This window comes from Bradyrhizobium sp. BRP19, from assembly GCF_020194195.1.
In the GTDB taxonomy this organism is placed as follows: Bacteria; Pseudomonadota; Alphaproteobacteria; order Rhizobiales; family Xanthobacteraceae; genus Bradyrhizobium; species Bradyrhizobium yuanmingense.
Window position 1 is genome coordinate 115,423 of sequence record NZ_JADYVZ010000003.1, and the last position, 19,002, is coordinate 134,424.

Below are 19,002 nucleotides of genomic sequence, written 5' to 3' on the forward strand. Positions count from 1 at the left end.
AATGCCTCCCGCCATTCCGCTCGCGACCTACCGGCTCCAGCTCACCGCGGATTTCGATTTCGACAAGGCCGCCGCGGTCGTTCCGTATCTCAAGGCGCTGGGCATCACGCATCTCTACGCCTCGCCGGTGATGAAGGCCCGCAAAGGCTCGACCCATGGCTATGACACGGTCGATCACGGCCAGTTCAATCCCGAGCTCGGCGGTGAGACCGGCTTTGCGCGGCTGAGCCAGGCGCTTCAGCAGCACGATCTCGGGCTCATCATCGATTTCGTCCCCAACCATGTCGGCGTGCATTTTGCCGACAATCCGTGGTGGCTCGACGTGCTGGAATGGGGCCAGGCCTCGCCGCACGCGGCGTCCTTCGACATCGACTGGGACCAGCTGGCCTACCGCGCCCGCGGCGGCGTGCTGCTGCCGATCCTCGGCGCGTCCTACGGCGAGGCGCTGGAGCGCGGCGATATCGAGCTGCGCTACGACCCGGACGAAGGGACTTTTTCCGCCTGGTATTTCGAGCACCGCTTACCGATCGCGCCGGAGCGCTATGGCGAGATGCTGCGGATTGTCGTCAAGGAGGCGGACGCGGCGGAAACAGAGCCCGGCAAGCGCCTGCTGTCGCTCGCGACCCGCACCACAGGGCTGCGGCGCCCCAATCGCAAGGAAGCTCCCGGCTTCAAGTCCGAGCTCAAGGAGATCGCAGGCGCCGCCGACATCATCAAGCGCGGCCTTGCCGCCTATCGCGCCGGCAAGGACCGCCCGGCACAGACGTTGACGCTGCATCATCTCCTCGAGCGCCAGCACTACAAGCTCGGGCACTGGCGACTTGCTTCCAGCGACATCAACTATCGCCGCTTCTTCGACGTCAACGGCCTCGCCGGCCTGCGCGTCGAGGACGCGAGCACGTTTGCCGCTACGCACCGGCTGGTGAAGCAGCTCATCGCCGACGGCAAATTGCAGGGAATCCGGCTCGATCACATCGACGGCCTGCGTGACCCGGCCCAGTATTGCCAGCGATTGCGCCGCCTGGTGCGCGACGCGCAGGGCAACGCAAAGCCCTTCTACACCGTGATCGAGAAGATCCTGTGCGAGCACGAACGCCTGCCGCATTTCGCCGGCGTCCAGGGCACCACCGGCTACGAGTGGATGAATGTCATCACCCACGTGCTGGTCGATCCCAGGGGACTGGAGGCGCTGGACGAGACCTGGCGGCAGATCAGCAACCGGCCGCCGCGGCTTGTGCCTTACGTCAAGGACGCCAAGCGGCGGGTGCTGGAGACGCTGCTCACCAGCGAGTTCACCGTGCTGACGCGCCTGCTTGCGCGCATCGCCAACGGCCATTATTCGACGCGCGACTTCTCGGCCGACAGCCTGCGGCAGGCGCTCGAGCTCTATGTGTTGCATTTCCCGGTCTATCGCACCTACCTGACGCATAGTGGCCCGACCGCAGCGGACCGCAAGCTGATCGACGACACCATTGCGCGCGCCCGCCGCGACTGGTTCGCCGCCGACGAAGGCATTTTCGACTTCCTGCGCGATGCCTTGACCATGGACCTGCTCAAGCCGGGCCGTCCACCGCACAGCGCCCCGCGCGTGCGCCGCTTCGCGCTGAAGGTGCAGCAATTCACCGGCCCGATGATGGCAAAGTCGCTGGAGGACACCGCGTTCTATCAATTCCACCGGCTGCTGGCGCTGAACGAGGTCGGCGGCGACCCCGCCAGCACCGGCCTCAGCATTCCCGCCTTCCACCAGGCCATGCTGGCCCGCGCCAGGGAATGGCCGCAAGGCATGACCGCAACCGCCACCCACGACACCAAGCGTGGTGAGGATGCGCGCACGCGCATCGCATCGCTCAGCGAGATTCCCGGTGAATGGACCAGCGCAGTGGCGCGCTGGAAGGTGCTGAACGCGCCGCACCTCACGCTGCACGGCAATTTCCGCGCGCCGTCGGCGACGTTCGAATACATGCTCTACCAGACCCTGCTCGGTGTCTGGCCGGTTCAAGCGCCGGCCGATGCTGGCTTCATCGAGCGCATCCAGGCCTATGCCCTCAAGGCCGCGCGCGAAGGCAAGGAGGAGACGAGCTGGCTCAACCCTCATGAAGCGTATGAGAACGGGATCCGCGATTTCATCGCGAAGATCCTCGACCCCGACCAGTCCGCGGAATTCCTTCAGGCCTTGCAGACGCTGGCGCGCCGCGTCGCGCTGCTCGGCACGCTGAACTCGCTGAGCCAGCTCACGCTCAAGGCGACGCTGCCGGGCGTGCCGGACTTCTATCAAGGCACCGAATTCTGGGACCTGTCGCTGGTCGATCCCGACAACCGCCGCCCGGTCGACTTCGCCGCGCGCCGCGCGGCGCTGCCATCACTGGAAGCGCCGGACTGGAGCGGCCTGATCAAGAGTTGGCCGGACGGCAGCCTCAAGCTGGCCTGGACGCGGCATCTGCTCAAGCTGCGCAACGAGCTGGCCGACGTCTTCGCGCAGGGCGACTACCAGCCGCTGGAAGTACGGGGCGCCCATGCCGACCATGTCATCGCCTTCGCGCGTCGTCAGGGCCGCGCCGCCGCGATCGTCGTGGTCGGGCGTCAGTTCGCGCCGTTCACCCAAGCAGGCCGGGAATGGCCCGCACCGGAAGCTATTGACGCCACTATCGACACCACGGGCTATGTCGTGCCCGGCCTTGCCGGCAATGACTTGCCGCTCGCGCAGGCCTTCCGCGATTGTCCTGCCTTCGTCGTCGCAGGCCGAACGGCGAATGCCGTCAGGGCGGCGCGGCAGCGCGTGCGCGCCTGAAGTTACTTCTCCCCGTCCTTGGTCAGCAGCAATTGGCCGCGCTTCCTGATCGTGGCCTGCGCCATCTCGGCGAACCGCTGCAGCAGCCAGGGCAGCACCACCTCGACCCGGACCTGATCGTCGCCGACATCGACCTGCCCCGTCGCGACCTGGCCGAGCGCGCGGATGCGGAAGGCCATAGTGTCGCCGCTCCAGCGTTCCTCCTCGACCTGCATCACGGGAATGCTCGCCGCGGCGCGGCCGAGCCCCGTCTTGAGCCGGCGCACCGCCTCCTCACGGCCGAGACGATGCGGAATCGAGACGACGAGCGGTGCTGACATGGTCCTGCCTCTTCTGACTGACGTCACATAATCATGCCGGGTCGACCAACAAAGGTTCCATGCAAGTTGATCCCCCGGCCGTGTTTCAAGGTCGGAACTTTACAACCTACGGCAAGTTGCTCCCGCACAACGGGACAGGTTTGCAATGACCCTTCTTACGAAGGGCTGGAGGAGATTCGTATGTCAATCGGCACGATCATTCTGATCATCTTGATCATCGCCCTGCTCGGCGGCTTCAGCGGCATCGGCGGCGGGCCGTTCTACGGCACCGGTTATTACGGCGGCGGCGGCCTCGGGCTCGTCATCGTCATTCTGCTGATCCTGATCCTGATGGGAAGGATCTAGATGCAGACTTCGTAGGATGGGCAAAGGCGCAATGCGCCGTGCCCACCTCTTCGTTCGAACGAAAGAAGGTGGTGGGCACGCTTCGCTTTGCCCACCCTACGAGACCTGCCTTCGGCGCAACAGCGACAGACCTACTTCACCTTCCCCGCCAGCTTCTTGATCGCGGCCTTGATTGACACGGCTGCATCCTCATACCCCTCCCACGCCTTCGATCGCGCCAGCAGGGCCGGCACGGTGCGCAGCGTATAGCGCTTCGGATCGAGATCGCTCTTCACCTGCGCCCAGGTGACCGGCATCGACACGGGCGCGCCGGCGCGCGCGCGCGGCGACAACGGGGCCACCGCCGTCGACATGCGGTCGTTGCGCAGATAATCCAGGAAGATCTTTCCCCTGCGCAGCTTCTTCGACATGTTGAGCAGATAGCGTTCGGGATCGTCGTCCGCCATCCACTGGCAGACGCCTTGCGCAAAGGCCTTGGCCTCCTTCCAGCTCACCTTGTCGCGCGCGCCATGGAGCAGCGGCACCACGACGTGAAGGCCCTTGCCGCCGGTGGTCTTGCAGAAGCTGTCCATGCCGATATCGGCGAGCCGCTGCCGCATCTCCTTGGCCGCCTCGACCACGTCGGCAAAGTCCACGTCGGGGGCGGGGTCGAGATCGAACACCAGGCGGCCCGGGGTGTCATAGGCATAGGGCGCGCAGTTCCAGGGATGCAGCTCGACGCCGCCGATCTGCGCCACCGCGGCGAGCCCTTCGATCCGGTCGATCTGAAGATACGGCTTGCGGTCGCCGGAGACCCGCGCGAGCTCAAGAAGGTTCGACGTTCCCTGCATCGCATGGCGCTGGAAGAAGCACTCGCCCTTGATGCCGTCGGGCGCGCGGATCAGCGAACAGGGCCGGCCCTTGAGATGCACGATCATCCATTCGCCGACGGCTTCGAGGTAGCGGGCAAGATCCAGCTTGGTGACGGCACCACCATCGCCGTCATCCGGCCAGAGCTCCTTGTCCGGCTTGGAGATGACGACACCCATGACCTCGGCATTTTGAGCGGCCTGCTTCGAGCGCCCGCCCGCCTTGGTGCGCGCCGCCTTCCTGGCCCGGGGCTCGGCGAGCTCGGTGTCGACGGGCGTCTCGGCCTCGACCTCCTCCGCCGCCTTGTCCTGCCGCAAGCCCTTGAAGGCCGCCTGGCGAATATTGCCGTCGGCCGTGAAGCCCGCGAACTCGATTTCGGCGACGAGCTCGGGCTTCAGCCAATGCACGTCCCGCGTCTTCTTCGGCGCGTTCTTGCCGCCGAACGGGCTTTCCTTGCTCTCAATCGCCTTCAGCGCCGGCATGATGCGCTTGACTTTATCAGCGCCAAAGCCGGTACCGACCATGCCGACGAAGGCGAGATGATCGCCGCGCTGCACGCCTGCCATCAGGGAGCGGAATTTGCCGTTGGTGGTCTTGTAACCGCCGATCACCACTTCGTGGCCGGCGCGGCATTTCGATTTGACCCAGCTCTCGGTGCGCCCCGAACGATACGGCGCATTCAGCTTCTTCGACACGACGCCTTCGAGCTCGAGCTTGCAGGCCGATTGCAGCACGGCATCGCCGCCGCTCTCGAAATGCTCGACATAGCGGATCTGAGTCGATTTCCGCTTGCGCGCTTCCAGCAGCTTCTTGAGCTGCGCCTTGCGCTCCCCAAGCGGCAGCCGACGGTAGTCCTGCCCTTCCGCGAAGAGCAGATCGAAGGCGAAGAAGATCAGGTCGTCGGTCTTGCCATCGGACAGCGCAGCTTGCAGCGAGGAGAAGTTCGGCGCGCCGTTATGGTCGAGCGCGACGATCTCGCCGTCGATCATCACGTCCGGCAGCGCGGCGGCTTCCTCGGCGATGGAGGCGAACTTGCTGGTCCAGTCGAGTCCCTTGCGCGTCTTCAGCGTCGCCTCGCCGTCCTCGACCCGGAGCTGGACGCGATAGCCGTCGAATTTGATCTCGTGGCACCAGCCCTCGTCTCCGGGCGGCCGCTCGACCAGCGTGCAGAGCTGCGGCGCAACGAAATCCGGCATCTCAGACACCGTCTTAGCCCTCGCCGCGGTCGCGGCAGTTTTCTTCGCCGCTTTGCCGCCCTTCAACGCGGTGCGCGGCGACGGCTTCACCGTCCGCCCTTTCGTCTCTTCCGCGCGGTTGGACTGCCAGACCGCGTCGGCCTTGCCCTTGGTCCCCTTCGCCAGCATGAACGGCTTCGGCGCGCGGCCCTTTCCCTCCGCGATCTGTTCCATCGCCCGGCCCGAGGCGACGGACTTGTCCTGCTCGAGAATATCGTTGTCCGCGCCTTCGCGGACATACTCGTCACGATGCTTGATCAAGAGCCAGTTGGTCCGCTTCTCGCCGCCGCGGTTGCGCATCCGCACCAAGACCCAGCTTCCCTGCAGCTTGTCGCCATGGAGCGTGAACTTCAGGTCGCCTTTCTTGAAGCCGGCCTCCGGATCGTCCGATTCCCAGGTGCCGCGGTCCCACAACATCACGGTGCCGCCGCCGTACTGGCCTTCCGGAATCGTGCCTTCGAAATCGCCGTAATCGAGCGGATGGTCCTCGACTTCGACGGCCAGCCGCTTGTCGTGGGGATCAAGCGAAGGCCCCTTCGTCACCGCCCAGGACTTGAACACGCCGTCGAATTCGAGCCGGAGGTCGTAGTGCAGCCGGGTCGCATCATGCTTCTGGATGACGAAGCGCCGCTGTTTCGATGGCGCCACGGCGGTCTTGCCCGAAGGCTCCGGCGTCTTCTCGAAGTCCCGCTTCTGTCGGTAGGTGGAGAGTTTCTGCAGCACGTCCGGTCCCGCTTCTCGTTCGGCACTTGAAGCCTATCACGGCGAAAGTCCCGCCCGGAACCAAAACCCGATGGGACGGTTGGGGTTCCAAAACGCCTTGAAAACGCTGGAGAATGGAATGGCCCCGCGCGCCTACTGGAAGGGAACGTTGAAGCTGTCGCTGGTCAGTTGCCCGGTCGTGCTCTATCCGGCGACCACCGCGGCCGAGAAGACGCGGTTTCACTTGATCAACCGCGAGACCGGGAACCGGCTCAAGCAGCAGATGATCGATTCCGAGACCGGTGACGTCGTCGAGAGCGACCAGAAGGGCCGCGGCTACGAAGTGCGCAAGGGCAAGTACATCGAGATCGAGCCGGAGGAGCTCGAGGCGGTCCAGATCGAGAGCAATCACACCATCGATATCGAGAGCTTCGTGCCGCGCGAGGAGATCGACCAGCGCTTCCTCAACCACCCCTACTACATCGCCCCCGACGGCAAGGCCGCGGTCGACGCCTTCGCGGTGATCCGCGACGCCATGAAGGACCAGGAGCGCGTGGCGCTCGCTAAGATCGTTCTGACCAATCGCGAGCACGTCATGGCGATCGAGCCGCGCGGCAAGGGCCTGCTCGGCACCACGCTGCGCTTCCCTTACGAGCTGCGCGAGGAGGACCAGTTCTTCGACGACATCAAGAGCCCGAAGATCACCAAGGACATGGTCGAGCTCGCCGGCCACATCCTGCAGACCAAGGCGGCGCATTTCGATCCCAGCAAGTTCAAGGACGAATACGAGGACGCGTTGAAGGCCCTGGTGAAGCGCAAGGCCAGCGGCAAGAAGATCGAGCTGCCCGAGCCCGAGGAACGGCCGAGCAACGTCGTCAGCCTGATGGACGCTCTGAAGCAGAGCCTGAAGGGACGCGGCGGGAAGAAGTCGGCGGCGAAGTCGCACGCGCGGCGCGCGACCGGACGGCACCGCAGCGCGAAGAAGGCGCACCGGTCGACGGCAAGGCACAGGAAGGCGGGTTAGTTCGTCATTCCGGGGCGATGCGAAGCATCGAGCCCGGAATCCATCGTGCCAAGCGCGACGGGCAGAGAAATGGATTCCGGGCCCGCGCCAACGGGCGCGTCCCGGAATGACAGCCGGGGTCTATTCCCCAGCCTTCAGCCGATACCCGATCCCCGTCTCCGTCAGCACATATTGCGGCCGCTCCGGATCGGCTTCGATCTTCTGGCGAAGCTGGCGGACATAGACGCGCAGATATTGCGCGTCGGTCAATTCATCCCACAGCTCCTTCAGCAGGAAGCGGTGGGTGAGCACCTTGCCGGCGTGCTGCACCAGCACCCGCAACAGGTCATATTCCTTCGGCGAGAGCTTCACCTCGCGCTCCCCGACCTTGACGATGCGGCGGACGAGATCGACCGAGAGATCGCCGGTGCGGAACACCGGGCGTTCGCCCTTGACCTGAAGCTGGTGACGCAGCGCGGCGCGCAGGCGCGCCAGCAGCTCCTCCATGCCGAACGGCTTGGTGAGATAATCGTCGGCGCCGAGATCGAGCGCCTGCACCTTGCCGGCTTCGTCGCCGCGGCTCGACAGCACCACGATCGGCACGCCGTCGTTGCGGGCGCGGATGGTGCGGAGCAGCTCATGGCCTTGAACGTCGGGCAGGCCGAGATCGAGAATGATCAGCGCCGGCTCCTCGCCAAGTTTCTCCAGCGCCGTCTTGCCGTTCGGCGCTTCCAGGATTTCGTAGCCCTGGGTCGTCAGCCCCATTCGCAGCAATTTGCGGATCGGCGGCTCGTCGTCGATGACCAGGACCTTGATCGGAGCAGCGCTCATGCGGCGGTATCCAATGCGTGGCTCTCTGCCGGAACCGGCAGGCGAATGGTGAGGACCGCGCCGCTCCGCTCGCTGCGATTGGCGGCGGAGATCGTGCCGCGCATCGCCTCGACGAAGCCGCGCGAGATGGCAAGCCCGAGCCCGGTGCCGGGACGGACGTGATCGCCCTTCTGCACGCGATAGAACTTGTCGAATACGCTCTCGAGCTCGTCCGGTGGAATGCCGGCGCCCTCGTCGACGACCGCGAGCACGACATGAGCGCTGTCGCGCCGGCCGCGGATCGAGATCGTGGTTTCGGGGGGCGCGTATTTCGCGGCATTGTCAAGCAGGTTGAACAGCACCTGCTCGAACAGCACGGCGTCGAGCTGGAGCATCGGCAGATCGGCGGCCAGCATCAGCTCGACCTTGTGGCGGCTGAGGATCTTACTGGCGCGCCGGAGCGCGCTGCCGACGATCTCGCTGAGATCGTGCAGCGCTGTGTTGGGCACGATGGCGCCGGATTCGAGCTTGGTCATGTCGAGCAGATTGGCGATGAAGCGGTTGAGCCGCTCGGATTCGTCGATCACGGTGGCGAGCAAATCGCGCTTCTCGGTGTCCGAGAGCGCGCCCGCGAGATCGCGCATGGTGGAGGCCGCGCCGAGCACCGAGGCGAGCGGCGTCTTCAGATCGTGCGAGATCGAGGTCAACAGCGCCGAGCGCAGCCGCTCGGATTCGACGGTGCGCTTGACGCGGTCCATGTCCTCGACCAGCAGCACACGCTCGATCGCGAGCGCGCCCTGGTCGACCAGCGCATCGAGCAGTCGGCGCTGGTCCGGCGTCAGCAGCGGGCCGGAGCGGTCGTTGTCGATGCCGATGACGCCGATCGGGCCGCGCCCGGTGCGCATCGGCAGGAACAGCCGCTTGGCGCCCGGCAACGTGTCCGAGCCGCGGCCGGCGGGACGATCGTTGCTCCAGGCCCAGTTGGCGGCGGCAAGATCGGCCTGGTCGAGCTCGTCCTCGGGCGGATAGCCTGATTTCACCGTCAGCAGGCCTTCATCCGGCAACAGCAGCACCACGCGGACCTTCAGCATCAATGCGGTCTGGTAGGCACTGGCCCACAAGACGTCGTCCAGCGTGGCGGTGCCGGCGAGCTTGCGGCTGAAGGCATAGAGCTGCTCGGTCATCCTGATCCGGCCGATCGCGGTGTCGGCCTGGATGCGCACGCGCGCCGCGACATTGGAGACGATCATCGCCACCACCATGAACAGCACGAAAGCGGCGACATTGGTCGGGTCGGTGATCGTGAAGGTGTAGATCGGCGGGATGAAGAAGAAATTGTAGCAGAGCGAAGCCGCCACCGTGGCCAACAGCGAGGGCCACAGGCCGTAGCGCACGGCAACCGCGACGACCGAGGTCAGCAGCACGAGATCGACGTTCTCGATGCCGAAATAGGGCTGGATCAGCTTGGCAGCGCCGAGACCCACAAGCACGATCCCAAGCGCCTTGAGAAAAGGCAAGGGATCGAACGGCTCGGATCGTGCGGCGGTCTGCACCGCCATCTTGGGCGCGGCCTCTCCGGAAAGCTCGTTGCCGGGAATGACGTGAACGCTGATATTGCCCGCGCGGCGCACCAGATCGTGCACGACCGAGCCGCGTGTCATCTCGAACCAGCGCGAGCGCGTCGACTTGCCGATCACGATCTGGGTGACGTTGTTGCCGTGCGCGAAACCGATGAGATCGTCAGCGATGCGGCGGCCGACGGCGGGAATGGTCAAGGCTTCGCCGCCGAGCGATTCCGCGAGCCGCAGCGTATCGGCCAGCCGATCGCGCTCCTCGTCGGACAATTGCAGCGATCGCCGCGTCTCGATCGAAATCGCGGTGAACGGCGCATGCAGCCGGTCGGCCAATCGCTTGGTGTAGCGCACGAGGCCGGCCGCGCGCGGGTCCTCGCTGACGCAGACCAGGATGCGCTCACCCGCGGCCCAGGGCCCCGGAATCGCATTCGCCTGCATGTGGTTGAGCAGCTGCTCGTCGACCCGCTCGGCGGTGCGCCGCAGTGCGAGCTCGCGCAGCGCCGTGAGATTGCCTGGCGAGAAATAATGCTCCAGCGCCCGCTCGGCCTGCTTGGGCACATAGACCTTGCCCTCCTTCAGGCGCTGGATCAGGTCGTCGGGCGTGAGGTCGATCAGCTCGATCGCGTCGGCGCGGTCGAACACCGAATCCGGCACGGTCTCGCGCACCCGGACATGGGTGATCTGGGCAACGACGTCGTTCAGGCTCTCGATGTGCTGGATGTTGACGGCGGTATAGACGTCGATGCCGTGCGAGAGCAGCTCCTCGACGTCGAGATAGCGCTTGGGATGGCGGCTTCCGGACGCATTGGTGTGGGCGAGCTCGTCGACCAGCGCAATCTGCGGCCGCCGCGCGATCACCGCGTCGAGGTCCATCTCCTCGACGATCTGGCCGCGGTAGTCCAGCCTCTTGCGCGGGACCACTTCGAGGCCGCGCACCAGCGCCTCGGTCTCGGCGCGGCCATGGGTCTCGACGAAACCGACCACGACATCGATGCCGGCCTTGCGCTTGGCCTGGGCGCTTTGCAGCATCTCATAGGTCTTGCCGACGCCGGGAGCGGCGCCGACGAAGATCTTCAGCCTGCCGCTCGCACCCTCCTCCCGGCGCGCCGCTTCCAGCAGGGCCTCCGGTGACGGACGTTGTTCGGGATCGCGGCGCTCTCGGACCATCTTGCCAGTATAATCATCCGTACATTGCCAGCCTAGACGGCTACTTCGCGGCGATCCGATCGAGCGCGAGGTTCAGCGCCAGAACGTTGACCCTGGGCTCGCCGAGGAAGCCGAGCAGACGGCCTTCGGTGTTGGCGGCCACGAGCTGCCTGACCTGACCGTCCGGCAGATTGCGCGCCTTCGCCACGCGCGGCACCTGGAGTTGCGCGGCTTCCGGCGAAATGTCGGGGTCGAGGCCGCTGGCCGACGTCGTCACCAGGTCGACCGGCACCGAGGCGTTCGGATTCTCGCGCCTGAGCTTGTCCACATCTTCCTTCAGCCGGTCGGCCAGCGCCCTGCTGGTCGGACCGAGATTGGAGCCGCCCGAATTGGCGGCGTTGTAGGGCGCGGGCACCGTCTTGGTCGAATCGTTCGGGTCCGGCGCCAGCGTCGCCGAGGGGCGGCCGTGGAAGTACTTGTCGTCCTTAAACGCCTGACCGATCAGGGCGGAGCCGATCACCTTGCCGTCTTTCTCGACCAGGCTGCCTTGCGCCTGCACGGGAAACAGCGCGCCGGCAATGCCGGTCATGGCGAGCGGATAGGCAAGGCCCGTGATGGCGGTGAGCGCCAGTAAGAGGACGATGGCGGGGCGGATTTCTCTGAGCATGCTGGGTCTCCTATGTCTTCCGTCATTGCGAGCGAAGCGAAGCAATCCAGGGTCTTTCCACGGAGGCAGTTTGGATTGCTTCGTCGCAAGAGCTCCTCGCAATGACCGGTTATGCCAAATGCAAGGCGGTCACCGCGAGATCGATCGCTTTGATGCCGATGAAGGGAATGACGATGCCGCCGAGCCCGTAGATCAGGAGGTTGCGGCGGAGCAGTGCGCCGGCACCGACGGCGCGATAGGCGACGCCCTTCAGCGCGAGCGGGATCAGCGCGATGATGACGAGCGCGTTGAAGATGATCGCCGACAGGATGGCGCTCTGCGGGCTCGACAGGTTCATGACGTTGAGCACGTTGAGCTGCGGGTAGAACGCCAGGAACATCGCCGGGATGATCGCAAAATACTTGGCGACGTCGTTGGCGATCGAGAACGTCGTCAGCGCACCGCGCGTCATCAGGAGCTGCTTGCCGATCTCGACCACCTCGATCAGCTTGGTCGGGTTGGAATCGAGATCGACCATGTTGCCGGCCTCGCGGGCGGCTTGCGTGCCGGTGTTCATGGCGACGCCGACGTCGGCCTGGGCGAGCGCCGGCGCGTCGTTGGTGCCGTCGCCGCACATCGCCACCAGCTTGCCCTTGGCCTGCTCGTCACGGATCAGCTTCAGCTTGTCCTCGGGCGTTGCCTGCGCCAGGAAATCGTCGACGCCGGCTTCCGCGGCGATGGCGGCCGCCGTCATCGGGTTGTCGCCGGTGATCATGATGGTGCGGATGCCCATGCGGCGCAGTTCGGCGAAGCGCTCGCGGATACCGCCCTTGACGATGTCCTTGAGCTGGACGATGCCGAGCAGCTTTCCGTCCTTGGCGACCGCCAGCGGCGTGCCGCCGGCCTTCGAGATCTCATCGGCGATGGTCTGGATCTCGCGGCCAACCTCAGAGAGCCCGCCGGGCTGAAGGGCACGCGCGGTGCTGCCCGAGGTAACCGCCAGCGGTGCACCGCGGCCGACATAGTTCAGCATCGCATCGACCGCGCCCTTGCGCACCGACGAGCCGCCGGCGTCGACGCCGCTCATGCGGGTCTGCGCCGTGAACGGAACGAAGGTCGCACCCAATTCGGCCATATCGCGGCCGCGGATGCCGTACTTCTCCTTGGCCAGCACGACGATGGAGCGGCCTTCCGGCGTCTCGTCCGCCAGCGAGGCGAGCTGGGCGGCATCCGCCAGCTCCTGCTCGGTGACGCCGCGCACGGGACGGAAGGCGGTCGCCTGCCGGTTGCCGAGCGTGATGGTGCCAGTCTTGTCGAGCAGCAGCGTGTCGACGTCGCCGGCGGCCTCGACCGCGCGACCCGACATCGCCAGCACGTTGAAGCGCACCAGGCGGTCCATGCCGGCGATGCCGATCGCGGACAGCAGCGCACCGATCGTGGTCGGGATCAGCGTCACGAACAGCGCGACCAGCACGACCACCGAGATCGAGCCGCCGGCATAGGCGGCGTAGCTCGGGATCGTCACCGTGGCGAACACGAAGATGATGGTGAGGCCGGCGAGCAGGATGTTGAGCGCGATCTCGTTCGGCGTCTTCTGCCGCTCGGCGCCCTCGACCAGCTTGATCATGCGGTCGATGAAGGTCGCGCCCTGCGCGGCGGTGATGCGGACGCGGATCCAGTCCGACAGCACCTGCGTGCCGCCTGTTACCGCCGAACGGTCGCCGCCGGATTCGCGGATCACGGGCGCGGATTCGCCGGTGATGGCGGCCTCGTTGACGGAGGCGACGCCCTCGATCACCTCACCGTCCGAGGGGATGGTGTCGCCCGCCTCGACCAGCACGAGATCGCCGACCTTCAGGCTCGCGCCTGACACGAGCTTGTAGTCACGGCCCGCGCCGCTCAAGAGCTTGGCCTGGCTCTCGGTGCGAGTCTTGCGCAGCGTCTCGGCCTGCGCCTTGCCACGGCCCTCGGCCACGGCTTCGGCGAGATTGGCGAACAGCACGGTGAACCACAGCCAGAGGATGATCTGGAAGGTGAAGCCGAGATTCTCCCCGCCGGTGACGAGATCGCGCAGGAAGATCACGGTGGTGAGCGCGGCCACAATCTCGACCACGAACATCACAGGGTTCTTGATCATGGAGCGCGGATCGAGCTTGGTGAAGGCAGCGCCGATCGCCGGCATCACGATCTTGGGATCCAGCATCGCCGAGACCGGCATGCGCTTGTTGGATTTGTGGACAGGTTCCATGGAGGTCACTCCGAAAAGCGAAAATCAGAAGACGTTGCCGGCGTTCATCGCGAGATGCTCGACGATGGGACCGAGTGCGAGCGCCGGGAAGAAGGTCAGGCCGCCCATGATCAGGATGACGCCGACGACGAGGCCGACGAACAGGCCTCCGGTGGTCGGGAAAGTGCCCATCGACGGCGGGATCGACTTCTTGGCCGCGAGCGAGCCTGCGATCGCCATCGCCGGCACGATCATGAAGAAGCGGCCGACGAACATCGCGGATGCGCCCGTTAGGTTGTAGAACGGGGTGTTGCCGGTCAGGCCGGCGAAGGCGGAGCCGTTGTTGGCGGTCTGCGACGTATAGGCGTAGAGCACTTCCGAGAAGCCGTGCGGGCCCGCATTCGCCATCGAGGCAACGCCGGTGGGAAGCACGACCGCGACGGCCGACCAGCCCAGGATCATCAGCGGCAGGATCAGGATCGCGAGCATCGCCATCTTGACCTCGCGGGCCTCGATCTTCTTGCCGACATATTCCGGCGTACGGCCGACCATCAGGCCTGCGACGAAGATCGCGAGAACGACGAACAGCAGCATGCCGTATAGGCCGGCGCCGACGCCGCCGACGATGATCTCCCCTAACTCCATGTTGATCAGCGGGATCATGCCGCCGAGCGCGGTGAAGCTGTCGTGCATGGCGTTCACGGCGCCGCTGGACGCGGCGGTGGTGATCACCGCGAACAGCGAGGACGCAACGATGCCGAAGCGGACTTCCTTGCCCTCCATGTTGCCGCCGGTCAGGCCGAGTGCATGCAGGGTCGTGGTGCCGTTGGCTTCCGCCCAATAGCAAACGGCGACGCCGGCGACGAACAGCACGCCCATCACGGCGAGGATCGCCCAGCCCTGGCGCTGGTTGCCGACCATGCGGCCGAACACATTGGTGAGCGCCGCGCCGAGCGCGAAAATCGACAGCATCTGCACGAAATTCGACAGCGCGGTCGGGTTCTCGAAGGGGTGAGCGGCATTGGCATTGAAGAAGCCGCCGCCATTGGTCCCTAACATCTTGATCGCGACCTGCGAGGCCACTGGGCCGACCGCGATGGTCTGCTTGGCGCCCTCGAGCGTGGTCGCTTCGACGTAGTCGCCAAGCGTTTGCGGGATGCCCTGCCAGACCAGGAACAGCGTGTAGACGATGCAGATCGGCAGCAGGATATAGAGCGTGCAGCGGGTCATATCGACCCAGAAATTGCCGACGGTTCGAGCAGAGGCGCGGGCAAAGCCGCGGATCAGCGCGACAGCGAGCACGATGCCGGTCGCCGCCGACAGGAAATTCTGGTGCGTCAGGCCGACCATCTGGGTCAGATAGGACAGCGTGCTCTCGCCGCCGTAGTTCTGCCAGTTGGTATTGGTGATGAAGGAGATCGCGGTGTTGAAGGACAGATCCTCGGCGACCGCGGATTGGCCGGCTGGATTGAACGGCAGCACGGCCTGCAGCCGCATCAGGCCGTAGATGATGAGGAAGCCAGCGACATGGAACAGCAGCATCGCGACCGTGTAGGTCAGCCAGTGCTGCTCGCGCTTCTCGTCGACGCCGGAGATCCAGTAGATGCCGGCCTCGATCGGCCGCAGGACAGGCGACAGGAAGGTGCGCTCGCCGTTGAACACGCGCGTCATGTACCAGCCCAGCGGCTTGGTCAGCGCGACGATAGTCGCACAATAGAGAATGATCTGGAACCAACCGATCATAGTCATGGCATTAACCCTTCAGGCTTTTGGTCCGGCGCAAAAGCGGCAGGAGCAGCGCGAGCAGGCCCGCGACGAGCAGCGTCGGCCAGCAGCAATTTTGCGAGCAGCAGCACGGCGTCAGAACCGCTCGGGCCGCAGCAGTGCATAGGTGAGATAGATCAGGAGGCCGAACGAGACGGCGCCGGCGAGCGCATAATCGAAGATCATGGTCCGCTCCCTCACAGCCGTTCGCAGGCGTAGGTGTAGCCGATCGCGAGGGCAAAGAAGAAGAAGCCCAGCGCCAGCATCAAAAGGTCCATCATGGCGATACTCCTTAGGAGAGACGATGTCCGGCATAGCCCGTCTCTGGATCCCGGCGGGCCGCTTGCTGCGATCGAGCGCGGCACGGGCGGGAACTTCACCGCGCTGAAGTGCCACCGCGCCCATAGGTTTTCGAGATGAGACCTATGGCGACGTTATAGGAATCTCATAAAGGCCGGCCCGTCCCGGCGCAGGGCTCGCGCCTGAGAGCTTTCCCCGCAGCCATCCTTCGAGACGCCCGCTTGGGGCGGGCTCCTGAGGATGAGGGCGGAGTGCGCGGCCATAGTTTCAGCGGGCACTGACGCCGACGAGCCTCATCCTGAGGAGGCCGCTTATGGAATCCTTATATCTCTCACCCGAACCCTCTCTCGTTTTCAAATGCCCTCCAGGCCATCTTGGCGAGGCCGGCCGACTGACCGACGCCAATTCCAGGAGGCCTGATATGACCGCTCTCCACCCGCTCGATCTCCCCTCGCTCGCCGAGCAGCTGCGCAAGGCCCATTCAATGACGCGGCCGCTGATGCTCGACATCATCGGTCGCGCCTGCCGACGCTTGCCGTCGCTGGGCCGGAGCGAACGCGCAGCCCGCGTCGTGGGCCTGATCGATGCGGAAGCCTGGGCCGATGCGGCGCTGGCGCTGCTGGAGCTCGAGCTGCCGATGTGGCAGGTCCGCCGCATCGCCTACGATGACGGCGAGTGGCATTGCGCGCTGTCGCGCGAGCGCGAGCTGCCGGACTGGCTGGATTCCGCGGTCGATGCGCGCCATGCCGACCTCGCGCTCTCTCTGTTGTCGGCCTTCGTCGAAGTCCGAACGCTGGCCATCGAAGTGTCGCGGCCGAGCGTTCCGTCGGTGCGCCCTATGCTGGATCCGCTTTACGAGCCGGTCGCCTGCCACAATTCCCGCTAGACGCATCTGAAAGGACACGAGAAATGCCGACGCCGATTCTCGGCTTTGAGCGACCCCGTCTGAGGGCTGAACAGCAGTTGCCCATATCGAAGCTGCGCAAAGCTCGGCTCGAGCGTATCGCCCTGCATGGGTTGGCCATGCTGTCGATGGGCAGCGTGCTCACCGCGCTGATCGCGCTGAGGACCGCAATCCATATGTGGCATCTCCAGGCCTGACCGGCATTGCGGACGTGATGATCTTTCGCGGCCTCGGCGTCTAGCTCCTCACCTCCGCCTCGATCAGTCGCGCCAGCTCCGACGCGGTGACCTCGATCGGCCGGCCGCTGCGCTCGACGCGGGCCTGGATCAGCGCGCCCTGGAGCGCCGACGTGCAGAGCACCGCCAGCGCCTCCGCCCGCGGCCTGGCAAACCCGTCGGCGACGAGCTTGTCACGCAGGATCGATAGCCGTGCCGCATAGGCCTTGCGACCGGCCTCCGACACGGCGCGCTCGCGCGGCGCCAGCTCGAGCAGCACGGTCGTGATCGGGCAGCCGTTGCGGAAGCCGGAGCCCTGCATCCAGCCTGCCAGCAGTCTGGCGTGCGCGCGCAAGAGCTCGCCGGTCGAGCCGCACTCTGCCGCGAGCTCGGCGACCGTCGCCGCGACGCGGCGGCCCGCCTCCTCCACCGCCGCCACCGCGATCGAGGATTTTCCGTCCGGAAAGTAATGATAGAGCGACCCCTTCGGCGCGCCGCTCACGTCGACGATGTCGTTGAGGCCGGAGCGGGCAAATCCCTGGCGGCGGAATAGCGTCAGCGCGGCATTGATGATGGGCTGACGGTGCTTCGGCACGGCCGGCATGGCACTCTCCTCCGCTCGGAAATTATATTGATTGGTCTACATCAGCCTCCGACAGTCAAGGCATGACAACTGACGGAGAGAGGCAGATGCCTGAGAGAGTGACCTATGAACTGAACGACGGCGTGGCGCGGATCGGGCTCGACGACGGCAAGGTCAACGTGATGTCGGCCGCGATGCTGGGCGAGATCGGCGCCGCCTTCGACCGCGCCGAGACGGAGGCGGAGATCGTGGTGCTGCGCTCGGGCCGGCCAGGCATCTTTTCCGCGGGCTTCGATCTGAAAGTGTTCGCCTCGGGCGATGCCGCCAAGAGCCTCGAGATGGTCCGGGCCGGCGCCGAGCTTGCGCTGCGGCTGATGTCGTTTCCGCATCCGACCATCGGCGTGATGGAGGGCCATGCTTACCCGATGGGAACGTTCCTGCTGCTCGCCTGCGACGTCAGGCTGGGCGCGCGCGGACCGCACCGCATGGGGCTGAACGAGGTGGCGATCGGCATCGCGCCTCCCAGCTTTGCCATCGAGCTCGCGCGCAGCCGGCTGCATCCGGCCTGGCTCAGCCGTACCGTCACGCTTGGCGAGATGTACGAACCCGGGGAGGCGCAGACGGCCGGCTTTCTCGATCGCGTGGTTACACCTGAGATGGTCGACGCCACGATCGAGACGATCATCACCGGCCTGCGCGCCATCCACAAGCCGTCGCATGCCACGGCAAAGCGGCGCCTGCGCCGGGGAGCCATGGACGCCATGCGCGCGGCGATCGATCGCGAGCTGACCATGGCTGCCTATGAGGCAAGCAACCGCGCGCGCAGCGCAGTCGCGCTGCCCGGTTGAGGTCGGCTATCCCGCGGAAAAGGCGTTGCCCAAAACTACCTGGCCGATCTGGCGCAGTTTCACGGAACCGTGTAGAGCGGTTTCATGAGCACAGGCAATGTCAACGTCGTCGCCCACCCCCTGGTCCAGCACAAGCTCTCCCTGATGCGGGAGAAGGACCGCTCGACCAAGAGCTTTCGCGAGATCCTGAACGAGATCGGGATGCTGCTGGCCTACGAGGTGACGCGCGACCTGCCGCTGGAGCTGGTGGACATCGAGACGCCGATCGCGCCGATGCAGGCACCCAAGATCGCCGGCAAGAAGCTCACGCTGGCGCCGATCCTGCGCGCCGGCGTCGGCTTTCTCGACGGCATGCTCGCCCTGATGCCGTCGGCGCGCATCGCCCATATCGGGCTCTACCGCGACCCCGAGACGTTGCAGGCCGTGGAATATTACTTCAAGGCGCCGCAGGACCTGTCCGACCGCACCGTGATCCTGATGGATCCGATGCTGGCGACCGGCAATTCCGCCTGCGCCGGCGCGTCCCTGCTCAAGGCTCGCGGCGCCCGCGACATCCGCTTCGTCTGCCTCCTGGCCGCGCCCGAGGGCATCGCCAAGTTCCAGAGCGAGCATCCCGACGTGCCGATCTGGACCGCCGCGATCGACGAGCGGCTCAACGACCACGGCTATATCGTGCCGGGCCTGGGCGACGCCGGCGACCGGATGTTCGGCACCAAGTAGACAGGTTTGCACGACCGGGTTAG

16 protein-coding genes are annotated in these 19,002 nt (G+C 65.7%); 7 read left to right on the forward strand and 9 right to left on the reverse strand.

All coding sequences use genetic code 11. The annotated features are described in order from the left end of the window. Window position 1 precedes the first annotated feature (1 nt). The gene (treY, locus tag I6F36_RS10775; RefSeq protein ID WP_225171411.1) at window positions 2-2,788 is read left to right on the forward strand and encodes a malto-oligosyltrehalose synthase; all 2,787 of its coding nucleotides are present in this window, start codon (window positions 2-4) and stop codon (window positions 2,786-2,788) included. 2 nt (window positions 2,789-2,790) lie between these two features. Here the strand turns inward: treY and I6F36_RS10780 are convergent, their stop codons facing one another. Further along, window positions 2,791-3,108 (reverse strand): polyhydroxyalkanoic acid system family protein, encoded by a 318-nt coding sequence (locus tag I6F36_RS10780; RefSeq protein ID WP_036007246.1) that lies wholly within the window; start codon window positions 3,106-3,108, stop codon window positions 2,791-2,793. 180 nt (window positions 3,109-3,288) lie between these two features. On the opposite strand from I6F36_RS10780, the gene I6F36_RS10785 reads away from it, so the two are divergent. Then, a complete protein-coding gene (locus I6F36_RS10785) occupies window positions 3,289-3,453 on the forward strand; it encodes a DUF3309 family protein (RefSeq protein ID WP_009798696.1) in 165 nt (54 codons plus the stop codon). Between the two features lie 131 nt (window positions 3,454-3,584). Here the strand turns inward: I6F36_RS10785 and ligD are convergent, their stop codons facing one another. Beyond that, the gene (gene ligD / locus I6F36_RS10790; protein WP_225171412.1) at window positions 3,585-6,260 is read right to left on the reverse strand and encodes a DNA ligase D; all 2,676 of its coding nucleotides are present in this window, start codon (window positions 6,258-6,260) and stop codon (window positions 3,585-3,587) included. 118 nt (window positions 6,261-6,378) lie between these two features. On the opposite strand from ligD, the gene I6F36_RS10795 reads away from it, so the two are divergent. Then, window positions 6,379-7,263: a Ku protein gene (locus I6F36_RS10795; RefSeq protein WP_225171413.1), complete on the forward strand. Its 885-nt coding sequence runs from the start codon at window positions 6,379-6,381 to the stop codon at window positions 7,261-7,263. 120 nt (window positions 7,264-7,383) lie between these two features. Here the strand turns inward: I6F36_RS10795 and I6F36_RS10800 are convergent, their stop codons facing one another. From I6F36_RS10800 to I6F36_RS10825, 6 genes are all read right to left on the reverse strand, one after another. Continuing rightward, entirely contained in the window at window positions 7,384-8,073 is a 690-nt protein-coding gene (locus tag I6F36_RS10800; RefSeq protein WP_109144771.1) for a response regulator transcription factor, read from the reverse strand. Beyond that, complete coding sequence (locus tag I6F36_RS10805; protein WP_225171414.1) at window positions 8,070-10,793, reverse strand: sensor histidine kinase KdpD; 2,724 nt, start codon at window positions 10,791-10,793, stop codon at window positions 8,070-8,072. Before I6F36_RS10805 ends, I6F36_RS10800 begins: the two co-directional genes overlap by 4 nt. Before the next feature lie 40 nt (window positions 10,794-10,833). Then, a complete protein-coding gene (locus tag I6F36_RS10810; RefSeq protein ID WP_225171415.1) occupies window positions 10,834-11,439 on the reverse strand; it encodes a K(+)-transporting ATPase subunit C in 606 nt (201 codons plus the stop codon). Between the two features lie 109 nt (window positions 11,440-11,548). After that, window positions 11,549-13,666: a potassium-transporting ATPase subunit KdpB gene (gene kdpB, locus I6F36_RS10815; RefSeq protein WP_225171416.1), complete on the reverse strand. Its 2,118-nt coding sequence runs from the start codon at window positions 13,664-13,666 to the stop codon at window positions 11,549-11,551. Between the two features lie 24 nt (window positions 13,667-13,690). After that, window positions 13,691-15,394, reverse strand: a complete 1,704-nt coding sequence (gene kdpA, locus I6F36_RS10820; protein WP_225171417.1) for a potassium-transporting ATPase subunit KdpA — start codon at window positions 15,392-15,394, stop codon at window positions 13,691-13,693. Window positions 15,395-15,505: 111 nt separating this feature from the next. Then, a complete protein-coding gene (locus I6F36_RS10825; RefSeq protein WP_035698142.1) occupies window positions 15,506-15,595 on the reverse strand; it encodes a K(+)-transporting ATPase subunit F in 90 nt (29 codons plus the stop codon). Between the two features lie 535 nt (window positions 15,596-16,130). On the opposite strand from I6F36_RS10825, the gene I6F36_RS10830 reads away from it, so the two are divergent. Next, on the forward strand, window positions 16,131-16,595 hold the full coding sequence (locus tag I6F36_RS10830; protein WP_225146845.1) for a hypothetical protein: 465 nt from the start codon (window positions 16,131-16,133) through the stop codon (window positions 16,593-16,595). 23 nt (window positions 16,596-16,618) lie between these two features. Further along, complete coding sequence (locus I6F36_RS10835) at window positions 16,619-16,810, forward strand: hypothetical protein (RefSeq protein ID WP_225139163.1); 192 nt, start codon at window positions 16,619-16,621, stop codon at window positions 16,808-16,810. A 40-nt stretch (window positions 16,811-16,850) separates the two neighbouring features. Here the strand turns inward: I6F36_RS10835 and I6F36_RS10840 are convergent, their stop codons facing one another. Beyond that, window positions 16,851-17,432, reverse strand: a complete 582-nt coding sequence (locus tag I6F36_RS10840) for a TetR/AcrR family transcriptional regulator (protein WP_225171418.1) — start codon at window positions 17,430-17,432, stop codon at window positions 16,851-16,853. An 86-nt stretch (window positions 17,433-17,518) separates the two neighbouring features. On the opposite strand from I6F36_RS10840, the gene I6F36_RS10845 reads away from it, so the two are divergent. Both I6F36_RS10845 and upp read left to right on the forward strand, forming a co-directional pair. Beyond that, complete coding sequence (locus tag I6F36_RS10845; protein WP_225112095.1) at window positions 17,519-18,259, forward strand: crotonase/enoyl-CoA hydratase family protein; 741 nt, start codon at window positions 17,519-17,521, stop codon at window positions 18,257-18,259. An 84-nt stretch (window positions 18,260-18,343) separates the two neighbouring features. Continuing rightward, entirely contained in the window at window positions 18,344-18,979 is a 636-nt protein-coding gene (gene upp, locus I6F36_RS10850; RefSeq protein ID WP_036007202.1) for a uracil phosphoribosyltransferase, read from the forward strand. Window positions 18,980-19,002: the final 23 nt, after the last annotated feature.